This is a genomic window from Cellulomonas biazotea, from assembly GCF_004306155.1.
GTDB classification, from domain to species: domain Bacteria; phylum Actinomycetota; class Actinomycetes; order Actinomycetales; family Cellulomonadaceae; genus Cellulomonas; species Cellulomonas biazotea.
Map to the genome: position 1 here is coordinate 1 of NZ_BIMR01000081.1, position 22,468 is coordinate 22,468.

The 22,468-nt window shown below is 74.3% G+C and carries 21 protein-coding genes; 10 read left to right on the plus strand and 11 right to left on the minus strand.

Going from position 1 to position 22,468, the window contains the following annotated elements:
* Positions 1–51: 51 nt before the first annotated feature.
* From CBZ_RS06740 to CBZ_RS06750, 3 genes are all read right to left on the minus strand, one after another.
* Positions 52–1,437 (minus strand): ABC transporter substrate-binding protein, encoded by a 1,386-nt coding sequence (locus tag CBZ_RS06740; RefSeq protein ID WP_130780812.1) that lies wholly within the window; start codon positions 1,435–1,437, stop codon positions 52–54.
* A gap of 82 nt (positions 1,438–1,519) precedes the next feature.
* Complete coding sequence (locus CBZ_RS06745) at positions 1,520–3,199, minus strand: glycoside hydrolase family 13 protein (RefSeq protein WP_174768640.1); 1,680 nt, start codon at positions 3,197–3,199, stop codon at positions 1,520–1,522.
* Positions 3,200–3,495: 296 nt separating this feature from the next.
* Complete coding sequence (locus CBZ_RS06750) at positions 3,496–4,521, minus strand: LacI family DNA-binding transcriptional regulator (RefSeq protein ID WP_130780814.1); 1,026 nt, start codon at positions 4,519–4,521, stop codon at positions 3,496–3,498.
* A 225-nt stretch (positions 4,522–4,746) separates the two neighbouring features.
* Between CBZ_RS06750 and CBZ_RS06755 the strand changes: the two genes are divergently transcribed.
* The gene (locus tag CBZ_RS06755; protein ID WP_246013119.1) at positions 4,747–5,649 is read left to right on the plus strand and encodes a serine/threonine-protein kinase; all 903 of its coding nucleotides are present in this window, start codon (positions 4,747–4,749) and stop codon (positions 5,647–5,649) included.
* 25 nt (positions 5,650–5,674) lie between these two features.
* Here CBZ_RS06755 and CBZ_RS06760 read toward each other — a convergent pair whose 3' ends face one another.
* Together CBZ_RS06760 and CBZ_RS06765 are read right to left on the minus strand one after the other, a co-directional pair.
* Complete coding sequence (locus CBZ_RS06760) at positions 5,675–6,172, minus strand: flavodoxin domain-containing protein (RefSeq protein WP_130780816.1); 498 nt, start codon at positions 6,170–6,172, stop codon at positions 5,675–5,677.
* Positions 6,173–6,270: 98 nt separating this feature from the next.
* Positions 6,271–6,750, minus strand: a complete 480-nt coding sequence (locus tag CBZ_RS06765; RefSeq protein WP_130780817.1) for a MarR family winged helix-turn-helix transcriptional regulator — start codon at positions 6,748–6,750, stop codon at positions 6,271–6,273.
* A gap of 140 nt (positions 6,751–6,890) precedes the next feature.
* Here CBZ_RS06765 and CBZ_RS06770 point away from each other — a divergent pair, with 140 nt between their 5' ends.
* Both CBZ_RS06770 and CBZ_RS06775 read left to right on the plus strand, forming a co-directional pair.
* Positions 6,891–8,384: a glycoside hydrolase family 10 protein gene (locus tag CBZ_RS06770; RefSeq protein ID WP_246013121.1), complete on the plus strand. Its 1,494-nt coding sequence runs from the start codon at positions 6,891–6,893 to the stop codon at positions 8,382–8,384.
* Between the two features lie 79 nt (positions 8,385–8,463).
* Complete coding sequence (locus CBZ_RS06775) at positions 8,464–9,039, plus strand: NYN domain-containing protein (RefSeq protein ID WP_130780819.1); 576 nt, start codon at positions 8,464–8,466, stop codon at positions 9,037–9,039.
* Positions 9,040–9,275: 236 nt separating this feature from the next.
* Here CBZ_RS06775 and CBZ_RS06780 read toward each other — a convergent pair whose 3' ends face one another.
* From CBZ_RS06780 to nirB, 6 genes are all read right to left on the minus strand, one after another.
* Positions 9,276–10,031, minus strand: coding sequence for a hypothetical protein (locus CBZ_RS06780; protein WP_130780820.1), 756 nt, complete (start codon positions 10,029–10,031; stop codon positions 9,276–9,278).
* Positions 10,032–10,177: 146 nt separating this feature from the next.
* On the minus strand, positions 10,178–10,936 hold the full coding sequence (locus CBZ_RS06785) for a sirohydrochlorin chelatase (RefSeq protein ID WP_130780821.1): 759 nt from the start codon (positions 10,934–10,936) through the stop codon (positions 10,178–10,180).
* Positions 10,933–12,051, minus strand: a complete 1,119-nt coding sequence (locus CBZ_RS06790) for a uroporphyrinogen-III synthase (protein ID WP_130780822.1) — start codon at positions 12,049–12,051, stop codon at positions 10,933–10,935. Before CBZ_RS06790 ends, CBZ_RS06785 begins: the two co-directional genes overlap by 4 nt.
* Entirely contained in the window at positions 12,048–13,292 is a 1,245-nt protein-coding gene (gene cobA, locus CBZ_RS06795) for a uroporphyrinogen-III C-methyltransferase (RefSeq protein ID WP_130780832.1), read from the minus strand. The genes CBZ_RS06790 and cobA overlap by 4 nt, the downstream gene beginning before the upstream one ends.
* A gap of 5 nt (positions 13,293–13,297) precedes the next feature.
* Complete coding sequence (nirD, locus tag CBZ_RS06800; RefSeq protein WP_130780823.1) at positions 13,298–13,735, minus strand: nitrite reductase small subunit NirD; 438 nt, start codon at positions 13,733–13,735, stop codon at positions 13,298–13,300.
* The gene (gene nirB, locus CBZ_RS06805) at positions 13,732–16,326 is read right to left on the minus strand and encodes a nitrite reductase large subunit NirB (protein WP_130780824.1); all 2,595 of its coding nucleotides are present in this window, start codon (positions 16,324–16,326) and stop codon (positions 13,732–13,734) included. The genes nirD and nirB overlap by 4 nt, the downstream gene beginning before the upstream one ends.
* 164 nt (positions 16,327–16,490) lie before the next feature.
* Here nirB and CBZ_RS06810 point away from each other — a divergent pair, with 164 nt between their 5' ends.
* The 7 genes from CBZ_RS06810 to CBZ_RS06840 form a co-directional block, all read left to right on the plus strand.
* The gene (locus CBZ_RS06810) at positions 16,491–17,042 is read left to right on the plus strand and encodes a DUF1697 domain-containing protein (protein WP_246013123.1); all 552 of its coding nucleotides are present in this window, start codon (positions 16,491–16,493) and stop codon (positions 17,040–17,042) included.
* A gap of 58 nt (positions 17,043–17,100) precedes the next feature.
* Positions 17,101–18,036: an ABC transporter ATP-binding protein gene (locus CBZ_RS06815; RefSeq protein WP_130780826.1), complete on the plus strand. Its 936-nt coding sequence runs from the start codon at positions 17,101–17,103 to the stop codon at positions 18,034–18,036.
* Positions 18,033–19,262, plus strand: a complete 1,230-nt coding sequence (locus CBZ_RS06820; protein WP_130780827.1) for an ABC transporter permease — start codon at positions 18,033–18,035, stop codon at positions 19,260–19,262. Before CBZ_RS06815 ends, CBZ_RS06820 begins: the two co-directional genes overlap by 4 nt.
* 37 nt (positions 19,263–19,299) lie before the next feature.
* Positions 19,300–19,746 (plus strand): HIT family protein, encoded by a 447-nt coding sequence (locus tag CBZ_RS06825; protein ID WP_130780828.1) that lies wholly within the window; start codon positions 19,300–19,302, stop codon positions 19,744–19,746.
* Positions 19,747–19,878: 132 nt separating this feature from the next.
* Positions 19,879–21,459, plus strand: a complete 1,581-nt coding sequence (locus tag CBZ_RS06830) for a molybdopterin-dependent oxidoreductase (RefSeq protein ID WP_130780829.1) — start codon at positions 19,879–19,881, stop codon at positions 21,457–21,459.
* Positions 21,460–21,603: 144 nt separating this feature from the next.
* Positions 21,604–22,197: a DUF6318 family protein gene (locus CBZ_RS06835; RefSeq protein ID WP_165446684.1), complete on the plus strand. Its 594-nt coding sequence runs from the start codon at positions 21,604–21,606 to the stop codon at positions 22,195–22,197.
* The coding region (locus tag CBZ_RS06840) for a hypothetical protein (protein ID WP_130780831.1) at positions 22,194–22,468 on the plus strand (275 nt) is incomplete at its 3' end. The genes CBZ_RS06835 and CBZ_RS06840, both read left to right, overlap by 4 nt.

Genomic DNA, 22,468 nt, shown 5'->3' on the forward strand with positions numbered 1-22,468 from the left:
GTGCCGCCGGGCGGCGGAGGTCGTCCGTCACCCGGCGGCACGCGGGGGGTGTCAGCCGTCGATCGCCGACTGGCCCGCCTCGTTCGCCGTCGCGAGCAGCGCGTCGATGTCCGCGTTCTCGTCGGAGATCACGGCCTGCACGACCGGGAACAGCTGCGCGTACAGGTCCTGCACCGCGGCGGACGCCTCGGGCACGAGCTCCTGGCTGAACATCACGTCGGTGTAGCCCGTCATGTTCTCGAGCGGGACGTTGACGTAGTCCGCGACCCACTCCATCGACTGCTCGTAGTTCTCCTGGGAGAAGATCGGCAGCACGGGCGTGCCGACGGCCTGCGGCGGGTCGGCCTCGGCACGGGTCGTCGCGTCGGCGACCGCCTGGTCCTGGTCCTGCAGCTTGCTCAGGTACCACCAGTCGATCCACTTCACGGCCGCGTCCTTCTGGGCGTCCGTCGAGTCCTTCGTGACGGCCGCCATCGTGCCGCCGGTCAGCGCGCCGCCGTCACCGGACGTCGGGATCGCCGTGAGGCCGTAGCCCCAGTCCGCCGTGACGCCGTTCGACTCGACGAGCGCGTTGTAGACGTCGGAGCCCGACGTGTACATCGCGAGCGAGCCCGCCGCGAACTCCGTGTTGATGTCGCCCCAGCCGAGGTCGGCGCGGTCGAGCAGCGAGCCGTCCTCCCACTTGAGGTCGTGCAGCCACTGCAGGTGCGCCGCGATCGCCGGGTCGTCGAGCGTCGCCGTGTAGTCCTCGCCGTCGAACGTCTCGATGACACCGCCGCGGGAGTTCGCCCCCGCCGCGAGCTGCCAGCCGCCCGCGTTGTCGAGCGCCATCGTCGCGTAGCCCGCGACGCCGGTCGCGTCGTGGATGGTCTTGGCGTACTCGCGGACCTCGTCCCACGTCGTCGGCGGGGCGTCGGGGTCGAGGCCGGCCTGCTCGAAGAGGTTGCGGTTGTAGTGCAGCGCGACCGCGTAGATCGACTTGGCGGGGACGGCGTAGATCTTGCCGTCCTCACCCAGGCCGTTGGCCAGGAGCTTCTCGTTGAACTGGTCGCCGTACGGCAGCGCGCGGACCTGCGCGTCGATGTCCGCGAGCTGGCCGTTCTCGATGAGCGTCTTGCCGTCCGTCAGCGGGATCTCGAAGACGTTCGGCAGCGTGCCGCCGGCGAGCTGCGTCGTGAACGTCGACGCCTTCCACTCGTAGTCCTCGGTCTCGACGTCGATGTCGGGGTACTGCTCCTCGAACGACGCGACGCGGTCGGCGAGCTGCTCCTTCGCGGCGTCGTCGGCGGTCGGGAGCAGACCGGCGACGGTGATCTTCGTCTTGCCGCCGTCACCGGTCGGCGAGTCGCTGGAGTCGTCGTTGCTGCTGCACGCGGCGAGCAGCCCGATCGAGAGCACACCGGCCATCGCCAGTGCGGTGGTGCGCGAGGACCTCATCGTCACTCCTTCGTGGAAGCGGCCGCGGGCGGGTGTCGGCCGCGGGTCGGTACAGCGGGGGTCGAGGTGGGTGCGGGTGGGCTCAGATGCGCAGCCACGCGGCGGTGTCGCGCGGCAGCAGGCCTGCCTCGAGCGGGTCGCTCGTGAGCAGGACGTCGGTGTGGGCGGGCAGCGGCACCGGGTCGGTGCCGAGGTTGACGACGCACAGCACGTCGCCGCGGGCGAACGCGAGGACGTCGTCCCCCTGCTCGACCCACGTGAGGGGTCCGTCGCCGAGCGAGGGCTCTGCCCGGCGGCGGGCCAGCACCTCGCGGTAGAGGCGGAGCGTCGACGCCGGGTCGGCCTCCTGCGCCTCGACGGTGAGCGCCGCCCAGTCGGCGGGCTGCGGCAGCCACGTCGCCGGGGACGTCGCGTCGGCGGCGGCGGCCGCGACGTCGGTGCGGGCCTCGTCCGGCGCCGGGCTGAAGCCGAACGGCGCCGCCTGGCCGGACCACGGCAGCGGCACGCGGCAGCCGTCGCGCCCGGGGTCGACACCCTCGGAGCGGAAGTGCATGGGGTCCTGCAGCAGGTCGAGCGGCAGGTCCTCGACCTCGGGCAGCCCGAGCTCGTCGCCCTGGTACACGTACAGCGAGCCGGGCAGCGCCGCGGTGAGCAGCGCGGCAGCGCGGGCCCTGCGGCGACCGAGGTCGAGGTCGGTCGGGGTGCCGAACCGCTTGGTCGTGAACGCGAACGACGAGTCCTCGCGGCCGTACCGGGTGACCGGGCGCGTCACGTCGTGGTTCGACAGCACCCACGTCGCGGGCGCACCGACCGGCCCGTGCGCCGCGAGCGTCACGTCGACCGACTCGCGCAGCTGCTTCGCGTCCCACGGGCGCGCCATGAAGTCGAAGTTGAAGGCGGTGTGCATCTCGTCGGGACGCAGGTACTGCGCGAACCGCGCCTTGTCCTGCAGCCAGACCTCGCCGACGAGCACCCGCGTGCCGGCGTAGGAGTCGGCGACCGCGCGCCACGAGCGGTAGACGTCGTGGATCTCGTCCCGGTCGACGTGCGGGTGCTCCCCCGGTCCGGGCTGCTCGGGCACCTCCGGAAGGTCGCCGTCCTTGACGAGCAGCGCGGCCGAGTCGATCCGGATGCCCGCGACGCCGCGGTCGAACCAGAACCGCAGGACGTCCTCGAACTCCGCGCGGACGTCGGGGTGCGACCAGTTGAGGTCGGGCTGCTGCGGGGCGAACAGGTGCAGGTACCACTCGCCGGGCGTGCCGTCGGGGTTCGTCGTGCGAGTCCACGTGCTGCCCTGGAAGTCGGAGACCCAGTTGGTCGGGATGACGTCGCCGTGCTCGCCCTTGCCGGGGTGGAACCAGAACCGCTCCCGCTCGGGGCTGCCCGGACCTGCGGCGAGCGCCGCCCGGAACCACGCATGCTGGTCGGACACGTGGTTGGGGACGATGTCGATGATCGTGCGGATGCCGAGCGCGAGCGCCTCGCCGACGAGCGCCTCCGCCTCGGCGAGCGTGCCGAACGCGGGGTCGATCGCGCGGTAGTCGGCGACGTCGTAGCCGCCGTCCGCGAGCGGCGAGACGTACCAGGGCGTCACCCAGATCGCGTCGACGCCGAGGTCGCGCAGGTACGGCAGGCGCGACCGCAGGCCCGCCAGGTCGCCCGTACCGTCGCCGTTCCCGTCGGCGAAGCTGCGCGGGTACACCTGGTAGATGACCGCGTCCCGCCACCAGGTGGGGTCGGTCTCCGGCTGGGCCAGCGTCACGGCAGGTCTCGTCTCTCGTCGTCGTCCGACGGCGTCGTCGGGCGGGTCTGACCGGTGCGGGCGGACCCTCCCGGACCAGCCCCGCAGTCGAGACACTAAATCTCTCGACGAGATGCACGCAAGAAATTGACAGCGCTGTTATCGAAGCGTGACCGAAGGGCGCGCGAAAGCCACGCGCCCGACCGGGGGTGTGCACGGGGACGTGCCGTGGCTCACCGAGGCGCGCGTTCGGGACCGCGCCGCGGACGGTCCGGGCGCGGACGACGCGGCGCCGACGGGCGCGCGGAGGGTCCCGCTCAGGCCGTGCGCGTGGCCTGTGCGGGGGCGGGCGCGGTCGACCCGCGCACGACGAGCTCGGGCTCGAACAGGAGCTCCTCCTGCGGCACGGCCACGCCGTTGATCTGGCTGACCAGCAGGTCGATCGCCGCACGCCCCATCGGCTCGATGGGCTGGCGCACCGTCGTCAGGGGCGGCTCGGTGCAGTTCATGAAGGCCGAGTCGTCGTAGCCGACGACCGAGACGTCGTCCGGCACGCGCAGGCCGGCGCGCCGCGCGGCCCGGATCGCGCCGAGCGCGAGGGGGTCGCTCGCGCACACGATCCCCGTGACGCCCTCGCGCAGCAGCCGGGTCGCGGCGGCCTGCCCGCTCTCGAGCGAGTACGCCGACCGCACGACCTGCTGCGGGCCGAGCTCCAGCCCCAGGCGCTGCGCGGCGACCTGCGCCGCGTGCAGCTTGCGCTCGGACGGCACGTGGTCGACCGGCCCCAGGACCAGGCCGACGCGCGTGTGCCCGAGCGACGCGAGGTGCCCGACGGCCTGCTCGATCGCGACCTGGTCGTCGCACGAGACGCGCGGGAAGGGCAGCTCCTCGATCGAGGCGTTGATGAGCACGACCGGCAGGTTGCGGCCGGTCAGGCGCTCGTAGTGGCCGTGCGTCGCGTCGCGCTGCGCGTAGTGGCCGCCGGCGAAGACGATGCCCGACACCTGCTGCCCGAGCAGCAGCTCGACGTAGTCCGCCTCGGAGACGCCGCCCGCGGTCTGGGTGCACAGCACGGGCGTGAAGCCCTGCTGCGCGAGCGCACCGCCGACGACCTCCGCGAACGCGGGGAAGATCGGGTTCTGCAGCTCGGGGAGCACGAGCCCGACGAGCCGGGCACGCTCGCCGCGCAGCTTCGTCGGACGCTCGTAGCCGAGCACGTCGAGCGCCGTGAGGACGGCCTCGCGGGTCTGCTCCGAGACGCCGGGCTTGCCGTTGAGCACGCGGCTGACCGTCGCCTCCGAGACGCCGACCTTGCGTGCCACCTCTGCGAGTCGCCGTGACATGTGCCCACTCTAGCGACGTCAGGCCGCTCTGAGCGCAAGTGGCTTGCATGATCCTGCAAGAGGCTGTCATCACCGTGTGGTCACGATCCGGTGAAAGCCGTCGCTCGGCGTGCGGTCGCCCCGGGCGACTCCTACCGTCGAGCGTGCGGTTCCCCACCGCACCGCCGACGACCCGGCCCGACCACCCGGGCCGTCCACCGACGACCGGAAGGGCGAGCCGTGCACGTGACCGACCTCCGCGCCCCGGTCGGTGCCACCCTCGGGCGGCGCTACCGCCTCACCGAGGCGCTGGGCAGCGGCGGCTCCGGCGCCGTCTACCGGGCGGTCGACCAGCGGCTCGACCGCGAGGTCGCCGTCAAGCTCTTCGACCTCGGCGCGGCCGACAGCGAGGAGATCCGCCGGTACGCCGCCGAGGCCCGCGTCCTCGCAGGCCTCGCGCACCCTCACCTCGTCGCGCTGCTCGACGTCGGGGCCGACCAGGTCGACGGCGTCGGGCCCGTGGCGTTCCTCGTCATGGAGCTCGTCGAGGGACGCACGCTCCGCGACACGATCGTCGACGGCGCGCTCCCCCGCGGCCTCGCCGCGGACGTCGGCCGCCAGCTCGCCCTCGCGCTCGGGCACGCGCACGCCGCCGGCGTCGTCCACCGCGACGTCAAGCCGTCGAACGTGCTCGTCTCCGACGCGACCGTGCGCACCGGGCGGCTCGACGGCCCGTGGCTGCCGGTCGTCCTCGCGGACTTCGGCATCGCGGTCAGCAGGACCTCCGCGCAGGCGTCGGACCGCCGCAGCTCGTCGGGAACCGCCAGCTACCAGAGCCCCGAGCAGGCGCTCGGGCGCGACGTCGGACCCGCCAGCGACGTCTACTCGCTCGGGCTCGTGCTGCTCGAGTGCCTCACGGGCGAGCGCGCGTACCCGGGCGACCCGTTGACGAGCTCGCTCGCGCGGCTCCTGCGGCCCGTCGACGTCCCGGCCGACCTCGGTCGCGACTGGGTCCGGCTGCTCGCGGGGATGACCGCGACCGAGCCGGCGGACCGCCCGTCACCGACGGCGATCGCCGCCGAGCTGCGCGCTCTGCGGTCCGTCGACCCGCCCCTGCCGGGCGACCCGCAGGCGGAGCCCCCCGCCTGAGGGACGGATCCCCGGGTGTGAGAGGTCAGGCCGGGACGGGCAGCAGCGCGTCCGCGATCTGACCCGCCCAGTGCGCGACCGCGACCATGTCGCGGTGGTCCCCCTCGCGGGCCCGGGCGGCGGAGATCGTCGCGCGCTCCGTGAACGACAGGACCGACCGGTCGAGGCGGCCGTGGAAGCTGCGGTGCCCGCGCGCACCGATCCGGTGCATGAGGGCCGCGGTCTCGTGCGGCGAGTTGGCGGCGTTCGCGGGCTGGGTCGCGAGACCCGACGACAGGAGCCACACGGGCACGGCCGACAGCTCGTCCTCCAGGCGGTCCGCCAGCTCGCGCGCGGACGGCATCCAGTGCGCGACGTACACGGCGGAGCCGAGCACGACCGCGTCGATGCCCGCCAGGTCGGCGACGTCCTCGGGAGCCCGCATCACGACGTCGTGGCCGCGCTCACGCAACGTGTCCGCGACGACCTCGCCGATGCCCCACGTGCCCCCGTGCCGCGAGGCGATGGTCACCAGGATTCGCATGCCCGCTCCTTCCGCGTCGCCGCCCGCCCCTCGGACGACTCGTCCATCGTCGCTGGCGAAGGGCGGGATCGGATGGGCCCGAGGTCCCGCGACGCACGTCACTCCGGGTCGGGAATGTCCGGCTGGGCGAGGCGGAGCTTGTCGGTCAGGCGGCGCAGCTCGTCGAGCTCGTCGGCGTCGAGCGCGCCCCCGACGAGGCGGCGGATCGAGCGCACGTGACGGCGGCCGATGTCGCGCTGCATGCGCTGCCCGGCGGGCGTCAGGGTGACCGCCACGCCGCGCGCGTCGCCGACGACGGGTCCACGGCTGACCAGGCCGGCCACCTCGAGCCGCTCGACCATCCGGGACAGGCTGGGCTGCGTCAGCAGGCTCCCCTCGGCGAGCTCCTTGAGCCGGGCCGTGAGGTCGGGGCAGCGCGACAGCGTGAACAGCACGTCGTACTCGCGGATCGTCAGGGGGTCCCACACGTCGTCGCGCTGGAAACGCCGCATGAGCGCGACCTGCGCGCGGAACAGCGACTCCCACGCCTCGGCCGCCTCGCGCGTGCTCGCGGGGCGTCCCGCCGTGCCGTCGACCATCGACTCCCCCTCCGCCTCTATCGCAACCGTGAACCTATCGAAACTGCAGGCCACGGCATGCCGAAATGATTCAGCACCTCCCGTCGACGCGCTCGGGACGAGCATCGTGCACGCGGCACTGGCTCGACGAGGAGGAAACCATGCCCAGACCCCTTCCTGCGCCCCGCGGCTCGACCCGCGGCGCGCGCACCGCCACCCGCACCGTCCTGCGCACCACCGTCGCCGCCGCCGCGGCGGCCCTCGTGGTCGGCGCGGCCGTCGCGATCCCCGCGCAGGCCGCCTCGACCCTGAAGGAGGCCGCCACCGCGGCCGGCAAGGACATCGGCTTCGCGCTCGACCCGAACCGGCTGTCCGAGTCGGCGTACAAGAACATCGCCGACACCGAGTTCACCCTCGTCGTCGCGGAGAACGCGATGAAGTGGGACGCCACCGAGCCGTCGCAGAACAGCTTCAGCTACGGCGCGGGCGACCAGGTCGCGAGCTACGCGGCCAGCACCGGCAAGGAGCTGTACGGCCACACGCTCGTCTGGCACTCGCAGCTGCCCGGCTGGGTGAACAACCTCAGCGGCACGGCCCTGCAGAGCGCGATGACGAACCACGTCACCAACGTCGCGAACCACTTCGAGGGCAAGGTCACGTCGTGGGACGTCGTCAACGAGGCGTTCGCGGACGGCGGCGGGCGACGCCAGGACTCGCCGTTCCAGCAGAAGCTCGGCGACGGGTACATCGAGACCGCGTTCCGCGCGGCACGCGCCGCCGACCCGACCGCGCAGCTGTGCATCAACGACTACAACGTCGAGTCGGTCAACGCGAAGAGCACGTCGATGTACAACCTCGTGAAGGACTTCAAGGCGCGCGGCGTGCCGATCGACTGCGTCGGCTTCCAGGCGCACCTCATCGTCGGGCAGGTCCCCGGCGACCTCCGGCAGAACCTGCAGCGGTTCGCCGACCTCGGCGTCGACGTGCGCATCACCGAGCTCGACATCCGCATGCAGACGCCGTCCGACGCGACCAAGCTCGCGACGCAGGCCGCGGACTACAAGAAGGTCGTCCAGGCCTGCCTCCAGGTGACCCGCTGCCAGGGCGTGACCGTCTGGGGCATCACCGACAAGTACTCGTGGGTGCCGGACACGTTCCCGGGCCAGGGCGCCGCCCTGGTGTGGGACAACAGCTACGCCAAGAAGCCGGCCCACGCGGCCGTCCTCGAGGCGTTCGGCGCAACCCCGACGCCGACCCCCACGACCCCCAACCCGACGCCCACGACGCCGAACCCCACGCCGACCACCCCCACACCGACGCCCACGAACCCCCCGGGCGCCGGCTGCCAGGTGACCTACGGCGTCAACCAGTGGAACACCGGCTTCACCGCCAACGTCAGCGTGAAGAACACGTCGTCCTCGGCCGTCAACGGGTGGGCGCTGACCTTCACCTTCCCGAGCGGCCAGACCGTCACGCAGGCCTGGAGCTCCACCGTCACGCAGTCGGGCGCGCAGGTCACGCTGCGCAACGCGGCCTGGAACGGCTCGATCCCCGCGGGCGGCAGCACCCAGCTCGGGTTCAACGGCTCGCACACGGGCACCAACGCGACGCCCACGGGCTTCGCGCTCAACGGCACCCCCTGCTCGGTCGCCTGACCGGGCCGGACGACGACGGCCGGTGCCCGGCGCCTCGCGCGTCGGGCACCGGCCGTGCCCGCCTCGATACGCTGACGCGATGAGCACCGAGGCCGACGGCCGCACCACCTACCTGCTCGTCGACGGGGAGAACATCGACGCGACCCTCGGGTCGTCGATCCTCGGCGGACGACCCACGCCCGAGCAGCGGCCGCGCTGGGAGCGGGTGCTGGGGTTCGCGCAGCAGGCGTGGGGCCAGCCGGTCAAGGGGCTGTTCTTCCTCAACGCGTCCAACGGCAACCTGCCGATGTCGTTCGTGCAGGCCCTGCTGGCGATCGGCTTCCAGCCGATCCCCCTGTCGGGCGAGTCGTACGAGAAGGTCGTCGACATCGGCATCAAGCGCATGCTCGAGGCCATCACCGAGCGGGGCGGCGACGTCCTGCTCGCGAGCCACGACGGCGACTTCGCGCCCGAGGTCGAGAACCTCGTCGACGCGGGCGACCGCCGTGTCGGGCTGCTGGCCTTCCGGGAGTTCACGAGCACCGCCCTGTCGGGACTGACGGCGCGCGGGCTGCAGGTGTTCGACCTCGAGGCAGACGTCGCCGCGTTCAACGTGCAGCTGCCGCGCCTGCGGATCATCCCGCTCGAGGAGTTCGACCCGCTGCGCTACCTCTGAGCGACGGGCGACGGGACGCGCGGACCCTGTGTCGGCACGCGTCCCGGCGTCCTGAGCGTGACCGGGGTCACAGACCGGTAACGGTTCGGCCGGGAGTCCGATTCGTCCGCTTTCCGGGCTCGTCCTGGCCCGGTCGCACCTGGTAGACAGTGGCCCGCGAGCCCTTCCGGGGGCCGCCGTGCATGACGTCAACGGCGACGCCACGCGCGGCGGCCACCCGGGAGGGCTTCTGCGTGTCAGCCGCCGAAGCCCTGGGCGAGCACGCCGTCGATGGCCGTCTCGACGTGGCTGCGGTGCTCCCCCAGGAACAGCGCGACGCCGTGCGCACCGCCGGACAGCTCCATGAACGTCGTCGGGTCGTCGGCCCGCGCCACCTCGCGCGACGAGTCGACGCTGACGCTGCTGTCGTCGGTCGACGCCACGACCAGCAGCGGCCCGTCGTACGTGCTCGCCTCCGACGCCGCGTCGATCCCGTCGAACGTCGCCGGCGGGCCCAGCGCGACGACCGCGACCGCGTCCGCCTCGTCCGCGAGGGCCGCCGAGAAGGTGCCGCCCTTCGACGCGCCGACGAGCGCGACCTGCTCGGCACCGACGGACCGCAGCGCGTCGACCGCGCCCAGGAGCGACCCCGCGGGGTCGTCGGACCAGGAGAACGACGCCACCAGGTAGCCCGCACCCGCGAGGCGCGTCATCTGCTCGGCCCACTGGCACACGTCCGCCTGGTTCTGCGGCGCGAGGACGACGCCCTTGGTGCCCGAGCCCGTCCACGCGACGAGCGTCGGGTCGTCCTCGGGGCCGGTCGCGGCGGCCGCGGTGCCCGGCGGCAGGCACGTCGGGACGTCGGCCTCCCGGATCGAGGGCGACGGGCCGACCGACACGGTCTCGGCGTCGTCGGGGGTGGTCGTCTGCTCGCCGCCCGTCGAGCAGCCGGCGAGGAGGAGCGCTCCCACACCGACCGCCAGCGCGGCCCGGACCTTCACGTCGTTGTGCATGCGGGCATTCCTACGGGGACCCGTCGGCGTGGCACAACCCCGCGTCCACCTGCTGGTTCGCTCGTGTCCGCGCTCCGGCGGGGCCGACGGTGGCCGACCGTCCGGACGCGTCGTGCGGCCCTGCGACGTCGCCGTGGCCCGCGGGCTCAGACCGTCGCGACGTCCTGCGGACGGGCGTCCGCGGCGACCGCGTCGTACCGGTCGAGCACGATCTCGGCGAGCCGCGGGTCGGGCGCGAGAGGCGCCGACACGACGTCCGCGCCCGCCTCCTGGACGCGGTCGTAGAAGTACCCGGGCGCCAGCAGGTAGGCGGCGACGACGACGCGTCCCCCCTCGGCGAGGTCGGCGCGCGCGGCGGCGACCGCGGCGGGCACGCGCGGCTGCGCGCCGGCCCCGTACCCGATCGTCACGGGCTGCGGGACCCGGTCGGCGAGACCGGCCGCGACCGCCTCGACGGCGAGCGCCCCGGCGGGGTCGGTCGAGCCCGCGGCAGCGAGCACCACGGAGTCGCCAGGTGCGAGCCCGGCGGCGTGCAGGCGGTCGACGAGGACGTCGACGAGCCGCGGGTCGGGACCGAGCGGCCCCGAGGCGACGGCACCGGGACGGTCCACCGCGGCGGCGACGTCGACCTTCACGTGGAACCCGACCGACAGCAGCAGCGGGACGACGACGACTCCCCCGCGCTGCTCGGCGAGCGCGTCGGCGACGACGGCCGCGACCTCGGGGACCTGGACGTCGACGAACGCCTCACGGACGCGCAGGTCGGTCCGGGTGGCCGCGACGTCGGCGAGGATCGAGCGGATCGCCTCGCGGCCCTGCAGGTCGTCGGTGCCGTGCGAGCAGCCGACGAGCACGGGCCCCGTCGGCGTGGGGGTCTCGCCGTCGGCGTGCAACCCGCTGGTCATCCTGCCTCCTCGAGCTCCAGCCGGTAGCCGCGCTTGACCACCGTGCGGATCAGGGCCTTGCTGCCCGTCGCCTCGCGCAGCCGCGCGATCGCGACCTCCGCGGCGTGCGGGTCCCGCGAGTCGCCCGGGAGGACCGCGAGGACCTGGTCGCGCGGCACGACCGAGCCGCGCGCCCCGGCGAGCAGCCGCAGCACCTCCAGCCCGCTCGGGGTGAGGGGCAGGACGTGCCCGTCGAGCACCGCGGCCCCACGGTAGACCCGCAGCGGCCCCGCGACGGTCGCGAGCGCCTGGATGCCGCCGTAGTGGCTGACGAGCGTGCGCACGAGCGACCCGAGGCGTCCGCGGTCCGGGACGAGCGGCTCGACGCCACGGTCCAGCAGCGGCTTGGCCGTCACGGGCCCGACCGCCGCCATGACGACCCGGTCGGCGCGGCAGTGGTGGACGATGTCGTCTGCGACTCCCTCGGCCTCGGCGGCCTCCCACCACGCGGCGGCGCCGGGCGCCGACGTGAAGACGACCGCGTCGACCTCTCCCGCCGCGACGGCCCGCACCGACGCCGTCACGACGGCCGGGTCCGGCGGGGGTCCCCAGCGGTAGACGACGAGGCTGCGGACGCGCGCACCGGCCGCCGCGAAGGCCTCGTCGAGCCCGTCGGCGCCCGCGCCGTGGTGCTGCACCGCGATGTCGTGCCCCGCGACGCCCTCGTCGAGCAGCACCTCGGCGATCTCGGCGCTCGTCTCCGACTCCGCGACCCAGTCGGCCGTGAGCCCGGCGGCCTGGATCGCACCCCGCGCCTTGGGCCCGCGCGCGACGATCCGGCTGCGGCGCAGCATGTCGACGAGCGGCTCGGCCAGCCCGGCGGCGTCGGCCGCCTCGATCCAGCCGCGGAACCCGATGCCCGTCGTGACGACCACCGTGTCGGGCGGGTCGGCCAGCAGCGAGCGCGTCCCGGCCAGCAGGGTCGCGTCGTCGATGTGCGGGACCATGCCGAGCGCCGGCGCGTGCCGGACCGACGCGCCCCGGCGTCCGAGCGCGGCCGCGAGCTCCGCGGACCGGCGGTCCGCGGTGATCAGGACGACGCACCCCGCGAGGGTCTGGTCGATCGGCTCGCTCACGGGGCCATTGTGTCGTGCTCGGCGGACGTCGGGACGCCGGGTCCGCCGGGGGCGTCGAGCAGGCCCTCGCGGGCGACCGCCCCGAGGACCAGCACCGCGGGCGCGCGGACCCCCACGGCGGCGGCGCGGTCGGCGACGTCGGCGAGCGGCGCGCGCGTGACCCGCTGGGTCGACAGGGTGCCGTCCTCGACGACCGCGACGGGCGTGGCCGGGTCGACCCCGGCGGCGACCGCCTGCGCGGCGAGCTCGCGGAGCACCGTGACGCCCATGAGGACGACGACCGTGCACGACGCGTCGCGCAGGCCCGTGAGGGCGGCCGACGACCAGCCGTCGTGGCCGTTCATCACGTGCACGGCGCCGACGGTCCCGCGGTGCGTGAGCGGGATGCCCGCGGCCACGGGTGCGGCGAGCGCGCTCGACACCCCGGGCACGACCTCGACGGGCACGCCCGCCTCGCGGCACGCGACGACCTCCTCGCCGCCCCGGCCGTACAGGAACGGGTCGCCGCCCTTGAGCCGCACGACGACGCGGCCCCGCTGCGCCTGCTCGACGAGGATGCGGTTGATCTCGTGCTGCGGCACCGGGTGGTGCCCGGGCGACTTGCCGACGTCGATGACCTCGACGTCGGGCGCGAGCTCGTCGACGACGCCGACCGGTCCGAGGCGGTCGGTGACGACGACGTCGGCCTGCGCGAGCGCGCGGCGCGCGGTGATCGTCAGGAGCCCCAGGTCGCCGGGCCCTCCGCCGACGAGCACGACGCGTCCCGTGGAGCCCGGGCGGCGACGACGCAGGTCGACCCGGCCCTCGCGCAGGTGCGCGTCGACCGCGTCGCGGACGGCGGCCGTGCGGCGCGGGTCGGGCGAGCCGGTGGACACGACGCCCACGAGGACCTCGTCGTGCCGGGTCGTCGCGGGGGTCCGCGCGGAGCCGCGTGTGCCCGTGCCGGCGTCGACGCAGAACGTGCGGCGCTCGTCGGCCCACGCGACGACCGCGTCGTCCGTGGACCGGTCGCCGGTGGCGGTGTGCACGAGCCACGCGCCGTCGAGGTCGGATGCCTCGACCTCGCGCGCGCGCCACTCGACCAGGCCCCAGCGGTGCATGTCGGCGAGGACCTCGCACAGCGCGGGTGCGACCACGACGAGCTTCGCCCCGTCGGCGAGCAGCCCCTGCACCCGCCGCGCGGCGACGGGTCCGCCGCCGACGACGAGCACGCGGCGGCCGCGCAGCTCGACGCCGAGCATCGTCGTCACGCGGACACCGCCGGGCCGGCGGGGCCGTCGTCCTCCGGGATCTCGACCTCGACGACGCCGTCCACGACCCGCACCGGGAAGGTGCGCAGGTCGGCGGCCAGGCCGCGCGCCGGCGTCTTGCCGGCGGGGTCCAGGCAGCGGCCCGTCGTGAGGTCGAAGACCTGCTTGTACATGGGGGATGCCACAGTCGGGACCTCGACGTCGTCGACCCAGCGCGAGCCGACGATGCCGCGCGACATGACGTACGCGTCGCTGAACGGGTCGTGCTGCGCGACGGCCAGGACGCGGTCGTCGACGAGCCGGAACAGGGCCACCTGGTGCGGTCCGTACAGCGCGGCCGCCCCCCGCTCGGGAGCCAGGTGCTTGAGGGCGCACACCGCCTGCCAGCCGGTCTGCCGCAGCTCGGGCAGGGTCGGGGTCTCCGAGACGGTCATGAGCGCACCTCCAGGGTCGTGCCGGCGACGAGGACGGGTTCGCCGCGGAGCGCGGCGTCACGCTCGTCGGCGGTGGCGGGACGGGCCTGACCGCGCTCCGGCACGTACGCCAGCGACGGGTCGGGGGTCTCGGGGGCGTTGACGAACGACGCGAACCGGCGCAGCTTCTCCGGGTCGTCGAGCGTGGCGCGCCACTCGTCCTCGTACTCGACGACGTGCTGCGCCATCTGCTCGTCGAGGTCCGCGGCGATGCCGAGCACGTCGTCGAGCACGACGCCGCGCAGCGCGTCGACGCCGCCCTCGAGCTCCTCCAGCCACGGGGCCGTGCGCTGCAGGCGGTCGGCGGTGCGGATGTAGTAGAGGAGGAACCGGTCGATCGTGCGGATGAGGTCCTCGGTCGACAGGTCCTCGGCGAGCAGCACCGCGTGCTTCGGGGTGAAGCCGCCGTTGCCGCCGACGTAGACATTCCAGCCCTTGTCCGTCGCGATCACGCCGACGTCCTTGCCGCGGGCCTCCGCGCACTCGCGCGCGCAGCCGGACACGCCCATCTTGAGCTTGTGCGGCGAGCGCAGGCCCCGGTACCGGAGCTCGAGGAGGACCGCGAGCGCGACCGAGTCCTGCACGCCGAACCGGCACCACGTCGAGCCGACGCACGACTTCACGGTCCGCAGCGACTTGCCGTACGCGTGGCCCGACTCGAACCCGGCGTCGACGAGCCGCTGCCAGATGAGCGGCAGCTGGTCGATGCGGGCGCCGAACAGGTCGATGCGCTGGCCGCCGGTGATCTTCGTGTAGAGCCCGTAGTCCTTCGCGACCTCGCCGATCGCGATGAGCCCCTCGGGGGTGACCTCGCCGCCGGGGATGCGCGGGACCACCGAGTAGGAGCCGTCCTTCTGCAGGTTCGCCATGACGTGGTCGTTGGTGTCCTGCAGCGCGGCCCGCTCGCCCTCGAGCACGTGCGCGGGGGCGGTCGTCGCGAGGATCGACGCGACGGCCGGCTTGCAGATGTCGCAGCCGCGCCCCTCGGCCCGGGTGCCGAAGCGCTCGACGACCTCGGTGAAGGACCGGACGCCGGAGACGCGGACGGCGTCGTAGAGCTGCGCGCGGGACAGCGCGAAGTGCTCGCACAGCGCGCTGCTCACGGTGATGCCCTGCTTGGCGAGCTCGGTCGTGACGAGCTTCTTGACGAGCGGGAGGCACGAGCCGCACGACGTCCCCGCCTTGGTGCACGCCTTGACCGCGCCCAGGTCGGTGCAGCCGTGCTCGGTGACGGCGCCGCGGATCGTGCCCGCGGACACGTTGTTGCACGAGCAGACGCCCGCGTCGTCGGGCAGCTCGAGGTCGGGGACGCCGCCCCCGCCGCCCTCGGGGAGCAGGAACGCGGCCGGGTCGCCGGGCAGCTCGCGGCCGAGCATGGGCCGCAGGCTCGCGTACGCCGACGCGTCGCCGACCAGCACGCCGCCGAGCAGCGTGCGGGCGTCGTCCGACATGACGAGCTTCTTGTAGACGCCCGCCAGCGGGTCCGCCCAGACGATCTCGAGGGAGTTCTCGGTGCGGCCGAACGCGTCGCCGAAGCTCGCGACGTCGACCCCCGCGAGCTTGAGCTTGGTGGCCGTGTCCGCGCCAGGGAACTCCGCGGCGCCGCCGAGCAGGCGGTCGGCGGTGACCTCGGCCATCGCGTACCCGGGCGCGACCAGGCCGATGCAGGCGCCCTGGATGCACGCGACCTCGCCGACCGCCGAGACGGCCGGGTCCGACGAGACGCACGTGTCGTCGACGACGACCCCGCCGCGCGGCCCGACCTCCAGGCCCGCAGCCCGGGCGAGCTCGTCGCGGGGACGCACGCCCGCCGCGACCACGACGACGTCGGCGTCGACGCGCCCGCCGTCGGCGAGGTCGAGGCGACCCACGCCGCCGCGCCGGTGCGGGCGGATCCGCACCGTCATCGCGTTGACGCGCACGCCGACGCCGATCTGGTTGATGAGCCGCCGCAGCGCCTCGCCGCCGCCCAGGTCGAGCTGCGTGTCCATGAGGTGCGTCCCGACCTGCAGCACCGTCGCCTGCGCACCGAGCGCGTGCAGCGCGCCGGCGGCCTCCAGGCCGAGCAGGCCGCCGCCGAGGACCGCGCCGCGCACCGGGCGGACGAGCTCCTGCTGGAGCTTCTCGACGTAGCCGCGCAGCGCCGCGACGTCGTCGATCGTGCGGTAGACGAACACCCCCGGCAGGTCGGCGCCCTCGGTCGGCGGGACCCACGCGTACGAGCCGGTCGCGAGGACCAGGTGGTCGTAGGCGTACGAGCGGCCCGACGCGGCCGTGACCGTCCGCGCCTCCCGGTCGACGGCCGTGACGGCGTCGTCGCGGACGAGCGTGACGAGCGGGTCGTCCCACAGCGCGGCGTCGCCGAGCTCGAGCTCCTCGGGCTTGCGGCCGGAGAAGTAGCTGGTGAGGGCGACGCGGTCGTACGGGCGGCGCGGCTCCTCGGCGAGGACCGTGATCCGCCAGGTGCCGGCGGTGTCGCGGTCGCGCAGGGCCTCGACGAGCCGCTGGGCGACCATGCCGCCGCCGACGACGACCAGGTGACGTGCATTCATGGGGGGCTCCGTCGGGTAGGGACGAGGGCGTGGTCCGACGGTAGGAACCGCGTGTTTCGTCCACAGGTGCGGGCGCGTTACCTCGGCGGAACGGTTCGCGCACAGCGGCCGGCGGCGCGGTGTGAGAGCGGCGCGTGTGGGTCGCGGGTGCGAGGGTGGACGTCATGAGTGCCGTGATCGCCCTGCTGAGAGCCGTCAACGTCGGCGGCCGGACCGTGAAGGCCGCACAGCTACGGGCGGTCGCCGAGGGTCTCGGGCACGAGCAGGTCGCCACGTACGCGAACAGCGGGAACGTCGTGCTCGTGCCCGCCGCCGGGGCGTCGGCCGCCGACGTCGCCGCCGGGCTGTCCCAGGGCCTCGCCGACGAGCTCGGCTTCGACGTCCCCGTCGTCGCCCGCACCGCCGCGGAGTGGGACCGGGTCGTCGGGGTGCTGCCGTTCCCCGCGCAGGCCAAGGACGACCCCGCGCACCTCGTCGTGTGCTGCTGGGACGACGTGCCCGACGTCGCGAGCGTCCGGACGTTCGACGCGTCCCGCTACGGCGACGAGGTCGTCGTGTGGCACGGCCGCGAGACGTACGCCTACTACCCGGACGGCCAGGGCCGCTCGAAGCTGACGCTCGACGTGCTGTCCCGCGCCGCCGGGCGGGTCGGGACGGCCCGCAACTGGAACACGGTCCTCGCGCTGCAGCAGCTGGCGGCCGAACGCGCGTCGTAGGGCCGCCGGACCTGCGGCAAGGCCTTGCGGCAGGGCACAGGTCTGGTTGGATCGCGGGGTGGCCTCCCTCGCGTTCGACGCCCTGACCAAGTCGTACGGCAGCGTCCAGGCGCTGCGCGGCATGACGTTCGACGTCCGCGCCGGCGAGATCTTCGGGTTCGTCGGCTCCAACGGCGCCGGCAAGTCGACGACCATGCGGATCGCGCTCGGCGTCCTCGCCGCCGACTCCGGCACGGTGACGTGGGACGGCCGCGCCGTCGACCACGCCGTGCGCCGCCGCATCGGGTACATGCCCGAGGAGCGCGGCCTCTACCCGCGCATGAAGGTCGGCGAGCAGCTCGTCTACCTCGCTCGCCTGCACGGGCTCGACGGCCGCGCCGCGCGCGCCTCGATGGAGCACTGGACCGAGGTGCTGGGCGTCGCCGCCCGCCGCGACGACGAGGTGCTCAAGCTCTCGCTCGGCAACCAGCAGCGCGTGCAGCTCGCCGCGGCGCTCGTCCACCGGCCCGACATCCTCGTGCTCGACGAGCCGTTCTCCGGGCTCGACCCCGTCGCGGTCGACGTCATGAGCGGCGTGCTGCGCGAGCAGGCGTCCGCGGGGGTGCCCGTCATCTTCTCCTCGCACCAGCTCGAGCTCGTCGAGCGGATCTCCGACCGCGTCGGCATCGTCCGCGCCGGGGAGATGGTCGCCGTCGGCGGGATCGACGAGCTGCGCTCGACCGGCGTCCGGCGCTGGGTCGTCGACGGGCCACCACCGGGCGGCTGGCTCGGGTCCGTGCCCGGTGTCCGGCGGGTCGACGGCCACGACGCCGACGGCCGGGTCGTCGTCGAGGCCACGCCCGGGGCACCCGACGACGTCGACCAGGAGGTCCTCGGCGCCGCCCTGGCCGTGGGACCCGTGCGCGAGTTCGCGGTCCTGCGCCCCACCCTGACCGAGCTGTACCGGCACGTCGTCACCGCGGACGCGCCCGAGCAGGCGGGAGCCCGCGCATGACCACCGACCACACCGCGTCCTCCGACCTCGGGCGCTGGGCCGCCGTGCGGCTCGTCGCCGGGCGCGAGATCAGCACCCGGCTCACGTCCAAGGGGTTCCTCTGGACGACCGCGGCGCTCGTCGCGGCCGTCGTCCTCGCCGGCGTCGTCGCCGGGCTGCTCGGCAACCGCGAGCCCGAGCCGCAGGTCGTCGGCGTCGTCGGCGACGCGAGCGCGGCGTCCGACCAGCTCGTCGCGACCGCCGCCGCCGTGGGCGTCACCGTCGAGACGCGCGAGGTGGAGGACCAGGCCGCGGGCGAGGAGCTCGTCGAGTCGGGCGAGGTCGACGCGCTCGTCACCGGCACGACCCCCACCCTGACCGTCGTCGTCCAGGACTCCGTGCCCACCGCGCTCGAACCCGTGCTCGGGTCGCTCGCACAGCAGCTCGCCCTGTCCGGCGCCGTGACCGACCTGGGCGGCGACCCCGCCGAGGTCGCCGGGGCCGTCGCCGGCGCCACTCCCGAGGTCACGACGCTGGGCGACGCGCCGCAGGTCGACGGCGCCCAGGTCATCGCCGGCTACCTGGCCGGGATCCTGCTGTTCATCGGCCTCATGACCGCCGGACAGCTCGTCGCGCAGGGCGTCGTCGAGGAGAAGACGAGCCGCGTCGTCGAGCTGCTGCTCGCGACCCTGCGCCCGTCGCAGCTCATGGCCGGCAAGGTCCTCGGCATCGGGACCATCGGGCTCGGTCAGGTCGCGCTCGTCGTCCTCGCGGGCGGCGGGACCGCGTGGGCGTTCGGCCTGCTGAGCACCAGCACGCTCGACCTCGGCGCGACCGCCGCCTGGGCGCTCGTGTGGTTCGTCATCGGGTTCGCGATGTACGCGCTGCTGCTCGCCGCCCTCGCGGCCCTGGTGTCCCGGCAGGAGGACGTCGGCTCCGTGACGTCGCCCGTCATCACCCTGATGATCGTGCCGTACATCATCGCGATCAGCGTCACCCCGTGGGACCCCGACAACCCTCTCGTCACCTGGCTGTCGTTCGTGCCGTTCTGCGCGCCGATGATCATGCCCGTGCGCGTCGCGCTCGGCGCCGTCGAGACGTGGGAGATCCTGCTGGCCGCCGGGCTGTCCATCGCGCTCATCCCGCTGCTCGTCTGGTTCGCCGGGCGCGTGTACGCCAACGCCGTCCTGCACTCCGGTGGACGCATGCGGCTCAAGGACGCCCTCGCCGGGAGCAAGGCGTCGTGACCACGCCCGGCCGCTCCCCCGCGCGTAGCGTGACGTCATGACCACCCTGTTCACGCAGATCATCGACGGTGACATCCCCGGCCGGTTCGTCTGGGCCGACGACGTCGCGGTCGCGTTCACGACCATCGCGCCCATCACCGACGGGCACACCCTGGTCGTCCCGCGCGCCGAGATCGTCGAGATCACCCAGGCGCCCGCCGACGTCCTCGCGCACCTCACGCACGTCGCGCAGGTCGTCGGGCAGGCGCAGCAGGCCGCCTGGTCGTCGCCGCGCGTCGCGCTGCTCGTCGCCGGGTTCGAGATCGCGCACCTGCACCTGCACGTCCTGCCCGCGTGGGACGAGTCGTCCCTGACCTTCGCGAACGCCCGGCACGACGTGCCCGCCGCGGACCTCGACGCCGCAGCCGAGCAGGTCCGCGCCGCGCTCGTCGCCGCCGGGCACGGGACGCACGTGCCCGCCGCGCTGGGGTCGCCCGCGCTCTGACTCGCGGCGGCGTCCCCGCCGGACCGGTCACCGACCGGGGCGGCGACGCCGACCCATCCGGCGGGACCTCCACGACGAACGACCCACGAGGACCACCGGCACCACGGAGGTCCCGACGAGCGGGAGGCGACAGTGGCAGGGCCCTCGACGGCACGACGCGCACCCCGCACCCGACGCCTCGGGCGCCTCGACGGCCTCGCCGCACTGGCCGGGCTCGCGGCGGGAGCCGTCACCCTCGGCGTCGGGTCCCTCGCCGCGCTCGTCACCGGCCCGTCGTCCGACCCGCTCGTCGCCGTCGGCGCAGCCTTCGTCGACGCGACGCCAGCGTGGCTCAAGGACTGGGCCGCGTCGACCTTCGGCACCGCCGACAAGGCCGTCCTCACCGCCGGGTCCGTGCTCGTGCTCGCCGCGCTGTCCGCGCTCGCCGGGGTCCTCGCACGCCGCCGGTGGGCGTGGGGCGCGACGCTCGTCGTCGTCCTCGGGGGCGTCGCCGGGCTCGCCGCCATGGGCCGGCCCGACGCGGGCGTGCTCGCCGCACTGCCGAGCGTCGCCGGTGCCGTCGCGGGGCTCCTCACGCTGCAGGCCCTGCTGCGCCGCCTCCCCGACGCGGACGCCGTCGACGCGGACGTCTCCGCCGCGCCGGCCGGCCCGACGCGTCGTGGGTTCCTCGTCGGGGCCGCCGTCGCGGCGGGCGCGGGGATCGCAGGCGTCGCCCTCGGGCGGGTCCTGTCCACCACGCGGCGCGGCGTCGAGGCCGTCCGCGCGACCCTGCGGCTCCCCGCACCCGCACGGTCGGCCCCGCCGGTCCCCGCCGACGTGCAGGTCGACGCCCCGGGCGTCGGGCCCTGGCAGACACCGGTCGACGAGTTCTACCGGATCGACACCGCGCTCGTCGTGCCGCAGGTCGACCCCGCGACCTGGGAGCTGCGCGTGCACGGTCTCGTCGAGGAGGAGGTCGTGCTCACCTGGGACGACCTCCTCGCGTCCGACCTCGTCGAGGCGTGGGTGACGCTCGCGTGCGTGTCCAACCCCGTCGGCGGCGACCTCGTCGGCAACCAGCGCTGGCTCGGCCTGCCGGTCCGCGAGGTCCTCGCACGCGCCCGCCCGACCGCCGACGCCGACATGGTGCTGTCCCGCAGCGTCGACGGGTTCACCGCGTCGACCCCGCTCGAGGTCCTCACCGACGACCGCGACGCGCTGCTGGCCGTCGCGATGGACGGCGAGCCCCTGCCGCCCGAGCACGGCTTCCCCGTCCGGATGGTCGTCCCCGGCCTCTACGGGTACGTGTCCGCGACCAAGTGGGTCGTCGACCTGGAGGTCACCCGGTTCGACCGGGCGACCGCCTACTGGACCGACCGCGGCTGGTCCGAGCGCGGCCCCGTCAAGACGCAGTCGCGCATCGAGGTGCCCCGCCCGGGGACGCCCGTCGAGGCAGGCGACGTCGTCGTCGCGGGCACCGCGTGGGCGCAGCACCGCGGCATCACCCGCGTGCAGGTCCGCGTCGACGAGGGCTCGTGGACCGACGCCGACCTCGCCGGCGACGGCGGCGTGGACTCGTGGCGGCAGTGGCGGTGGACGTGGCCCGCCTCCTCCGGCGAGCACCAGCTGTTCGTCCGGGCGTTCGACCCCGACGGCCCGCAGACCGGCGAGCAGCAGGGCGAGATCCCCGACGGCGCGACGGGGTATGACACGGTCCGGATCACGGTCACCTGACGCCTGCACCGCCGGTGGTGCTGGCGCCGGAGACAAGCGGCTGTGGATACGCACCACCCGGCAATGTCCGGTTCGGGTAGTTTTCCGCGCATGTCGACGCAGGGCAGGGGGCCCGGCCGCCTCTGGGCGGCCACGATCACAGCGGTGCTGGTCGCGACGGTGTGCGCCTGCACACCCGATCCGGCCCCGATCGAACTTGATCCCAGCGGCTCACCGTCGACCACCCCGACGTCCACGCCATCGCCCACGCCCACACCGACGCCGACCGTGCCGGGCGAGGTGCTCGCCCTCCCCGACGGTGCGAAGCCCGAGCGTCCCGCGCTCCTCGACGGCGAGCCGTCAGTCGAGGCCGCGGTCGCATTCGCCACGTACTTCGTCGGGCTGTTCCCCTACTCCCTCCAGACCAACGACAGCACCGACTTCGCGAGCGCAAGCCACCCGGACTGCGTCTTCTGCACCAGCGTCAAGAACGACGTGGCGGGCCAGACGGAGCGTTCCGAACACACCGTCGGTGGAGGCATCAGCATCTCCGCAGCGACCGCGACCGAGATCGATCTGGGTCGCCACTTCGCGGCCTACCTGACGATCCACGAGGCTCCGTCGCACGTCGAGAACGAGTTCGGGACCGTCACCGACCGCGACGACGAGCCGAACTCCTACGCCGTCGAGATGGCGATCTTCTACGACGGGTCGACGTGGTCGATGCGCGAGGTCTCGTCGGACGAAGCGACGCCATGACCACGAGAGCGGTGCCGGCCCTGGTCCTCGGCCTGCTCGCCGTCGCGCTCCTCCCGACGAGCGCGACCGCCGACAGTTGGAATGCCCAGGCTGAAGGCGCCTCCTACGTCCTCAATGCCTTCGACGCTGAGCAAGCCGCACGCGCGTCGCGGGGTCTCGACCCCGCGCTCGCGTTGGTGCGGTACACCCGGGCGCCGATGTGCAACGTCACGACCGGTGGCGGGACCGAGATGGGCGACGGCGACGAGCAGTTCGGCGGCGGGGACACCGA

Bases quoted from the DNA above. Each gene is read 5' to 3' on its own strand.
- CBZ_RS06740 (WP_130780812.1), bottom strand. From the start codon at position 1,437: ATGAGGTCCTCGCGCACCACCGCACTGGCGATGGCCGGTGTGCTCTCG.
- CBZ_RS06750 (WP_130780814.1), bottom strand. From the start codon at position 4,521: ATGTCACGGCGACTCGCAGAGGTGGCACGCAAGGTCGGCGTCTCGGAG.
- CBZ_RS06760 (WP_130780816.1), bottom strand. From the start codon at position 6,172: ATGCGAATCCTGGTGACCATCGCCTCGCGGCACGGGGGCACGTGGGGC.
- CBZ_RS06765 (WP_130780817.1), bottom strand. From the start codon at position 6,750: ATGGTCGACGGCACGGCGGGACGCCCCGCGAGCACGCGCGAGGCGGCC.
- CBZ_RS06770 (WP_246013121.1), top strand. From the start codon at position 6,891: ATGCCCAGACCCCTTCCTGCGCCCCGCGGCTCGACCCGCGGCGCGCGC.
- CBZ_RS06775 (WP_130780819.1), top strand. From the start codon at position 8,464: ATGAGCACCGAGGCCGACGGCCGCACCACCTACCTGCTCGTCGACGGG.
- CBZ_RS06780 (WP_130780820.1), bottom strand. From the start codon at position 10,031: ATGCACAACGACGTGAAGGTCCGGGCCGCGCTGGCGGTCGGTGTGGGA.
- CBZ_RS06785 (WP_130780821.1), bottom strand. From the start codon at position 10,936: ATGACCAGCGGGTTGCACGCCGACGGCGAGACCCCCACGCCGACGGGG.
- cobA (WP_130780832.1), bottom strand. From the start codon at position 13,292: ATGCTCGGCGTCGAGCTGCGCGGCCGCCGCGTGCTCGTCGTCGGCGGC.
- nirD (WP_130780823.1), bottom strand. From the start codon at position 13,735: ATGACCGTCTCGGAGACCCCGACCCTGCCCGAGCTGCGGCAGACCGGC.
- nirB (WP_130780824.1), bottom strand. From the start codon at position 16,326: ATGAATGCACGTCACCTGGTCGTCGTCGGCGGCGGCATGGTCGCCCAG.
- CBZ_RS06810 (WP_246013123.1), top strand. From the start codon at position 16,491: ATGAGTGCCGTGATCGCCCTGCTGAGAGCCGTCAACGTCGGCGGCCGG.
- CBZ_RS06820 (WP_130780827.1), top strand. From the start codon at position 18,033: ATGACCACCGACCACACCGCGTCCTCCGACCTCGGGCGCTGGGCCGCC.
- CBZ_RS06825 (WP_130780828.1), top strand. From the start codon at position 19,300: ATGACCACCCTGTTCACGCAGATCATCGACGGTGACATCCCCGGCCGG.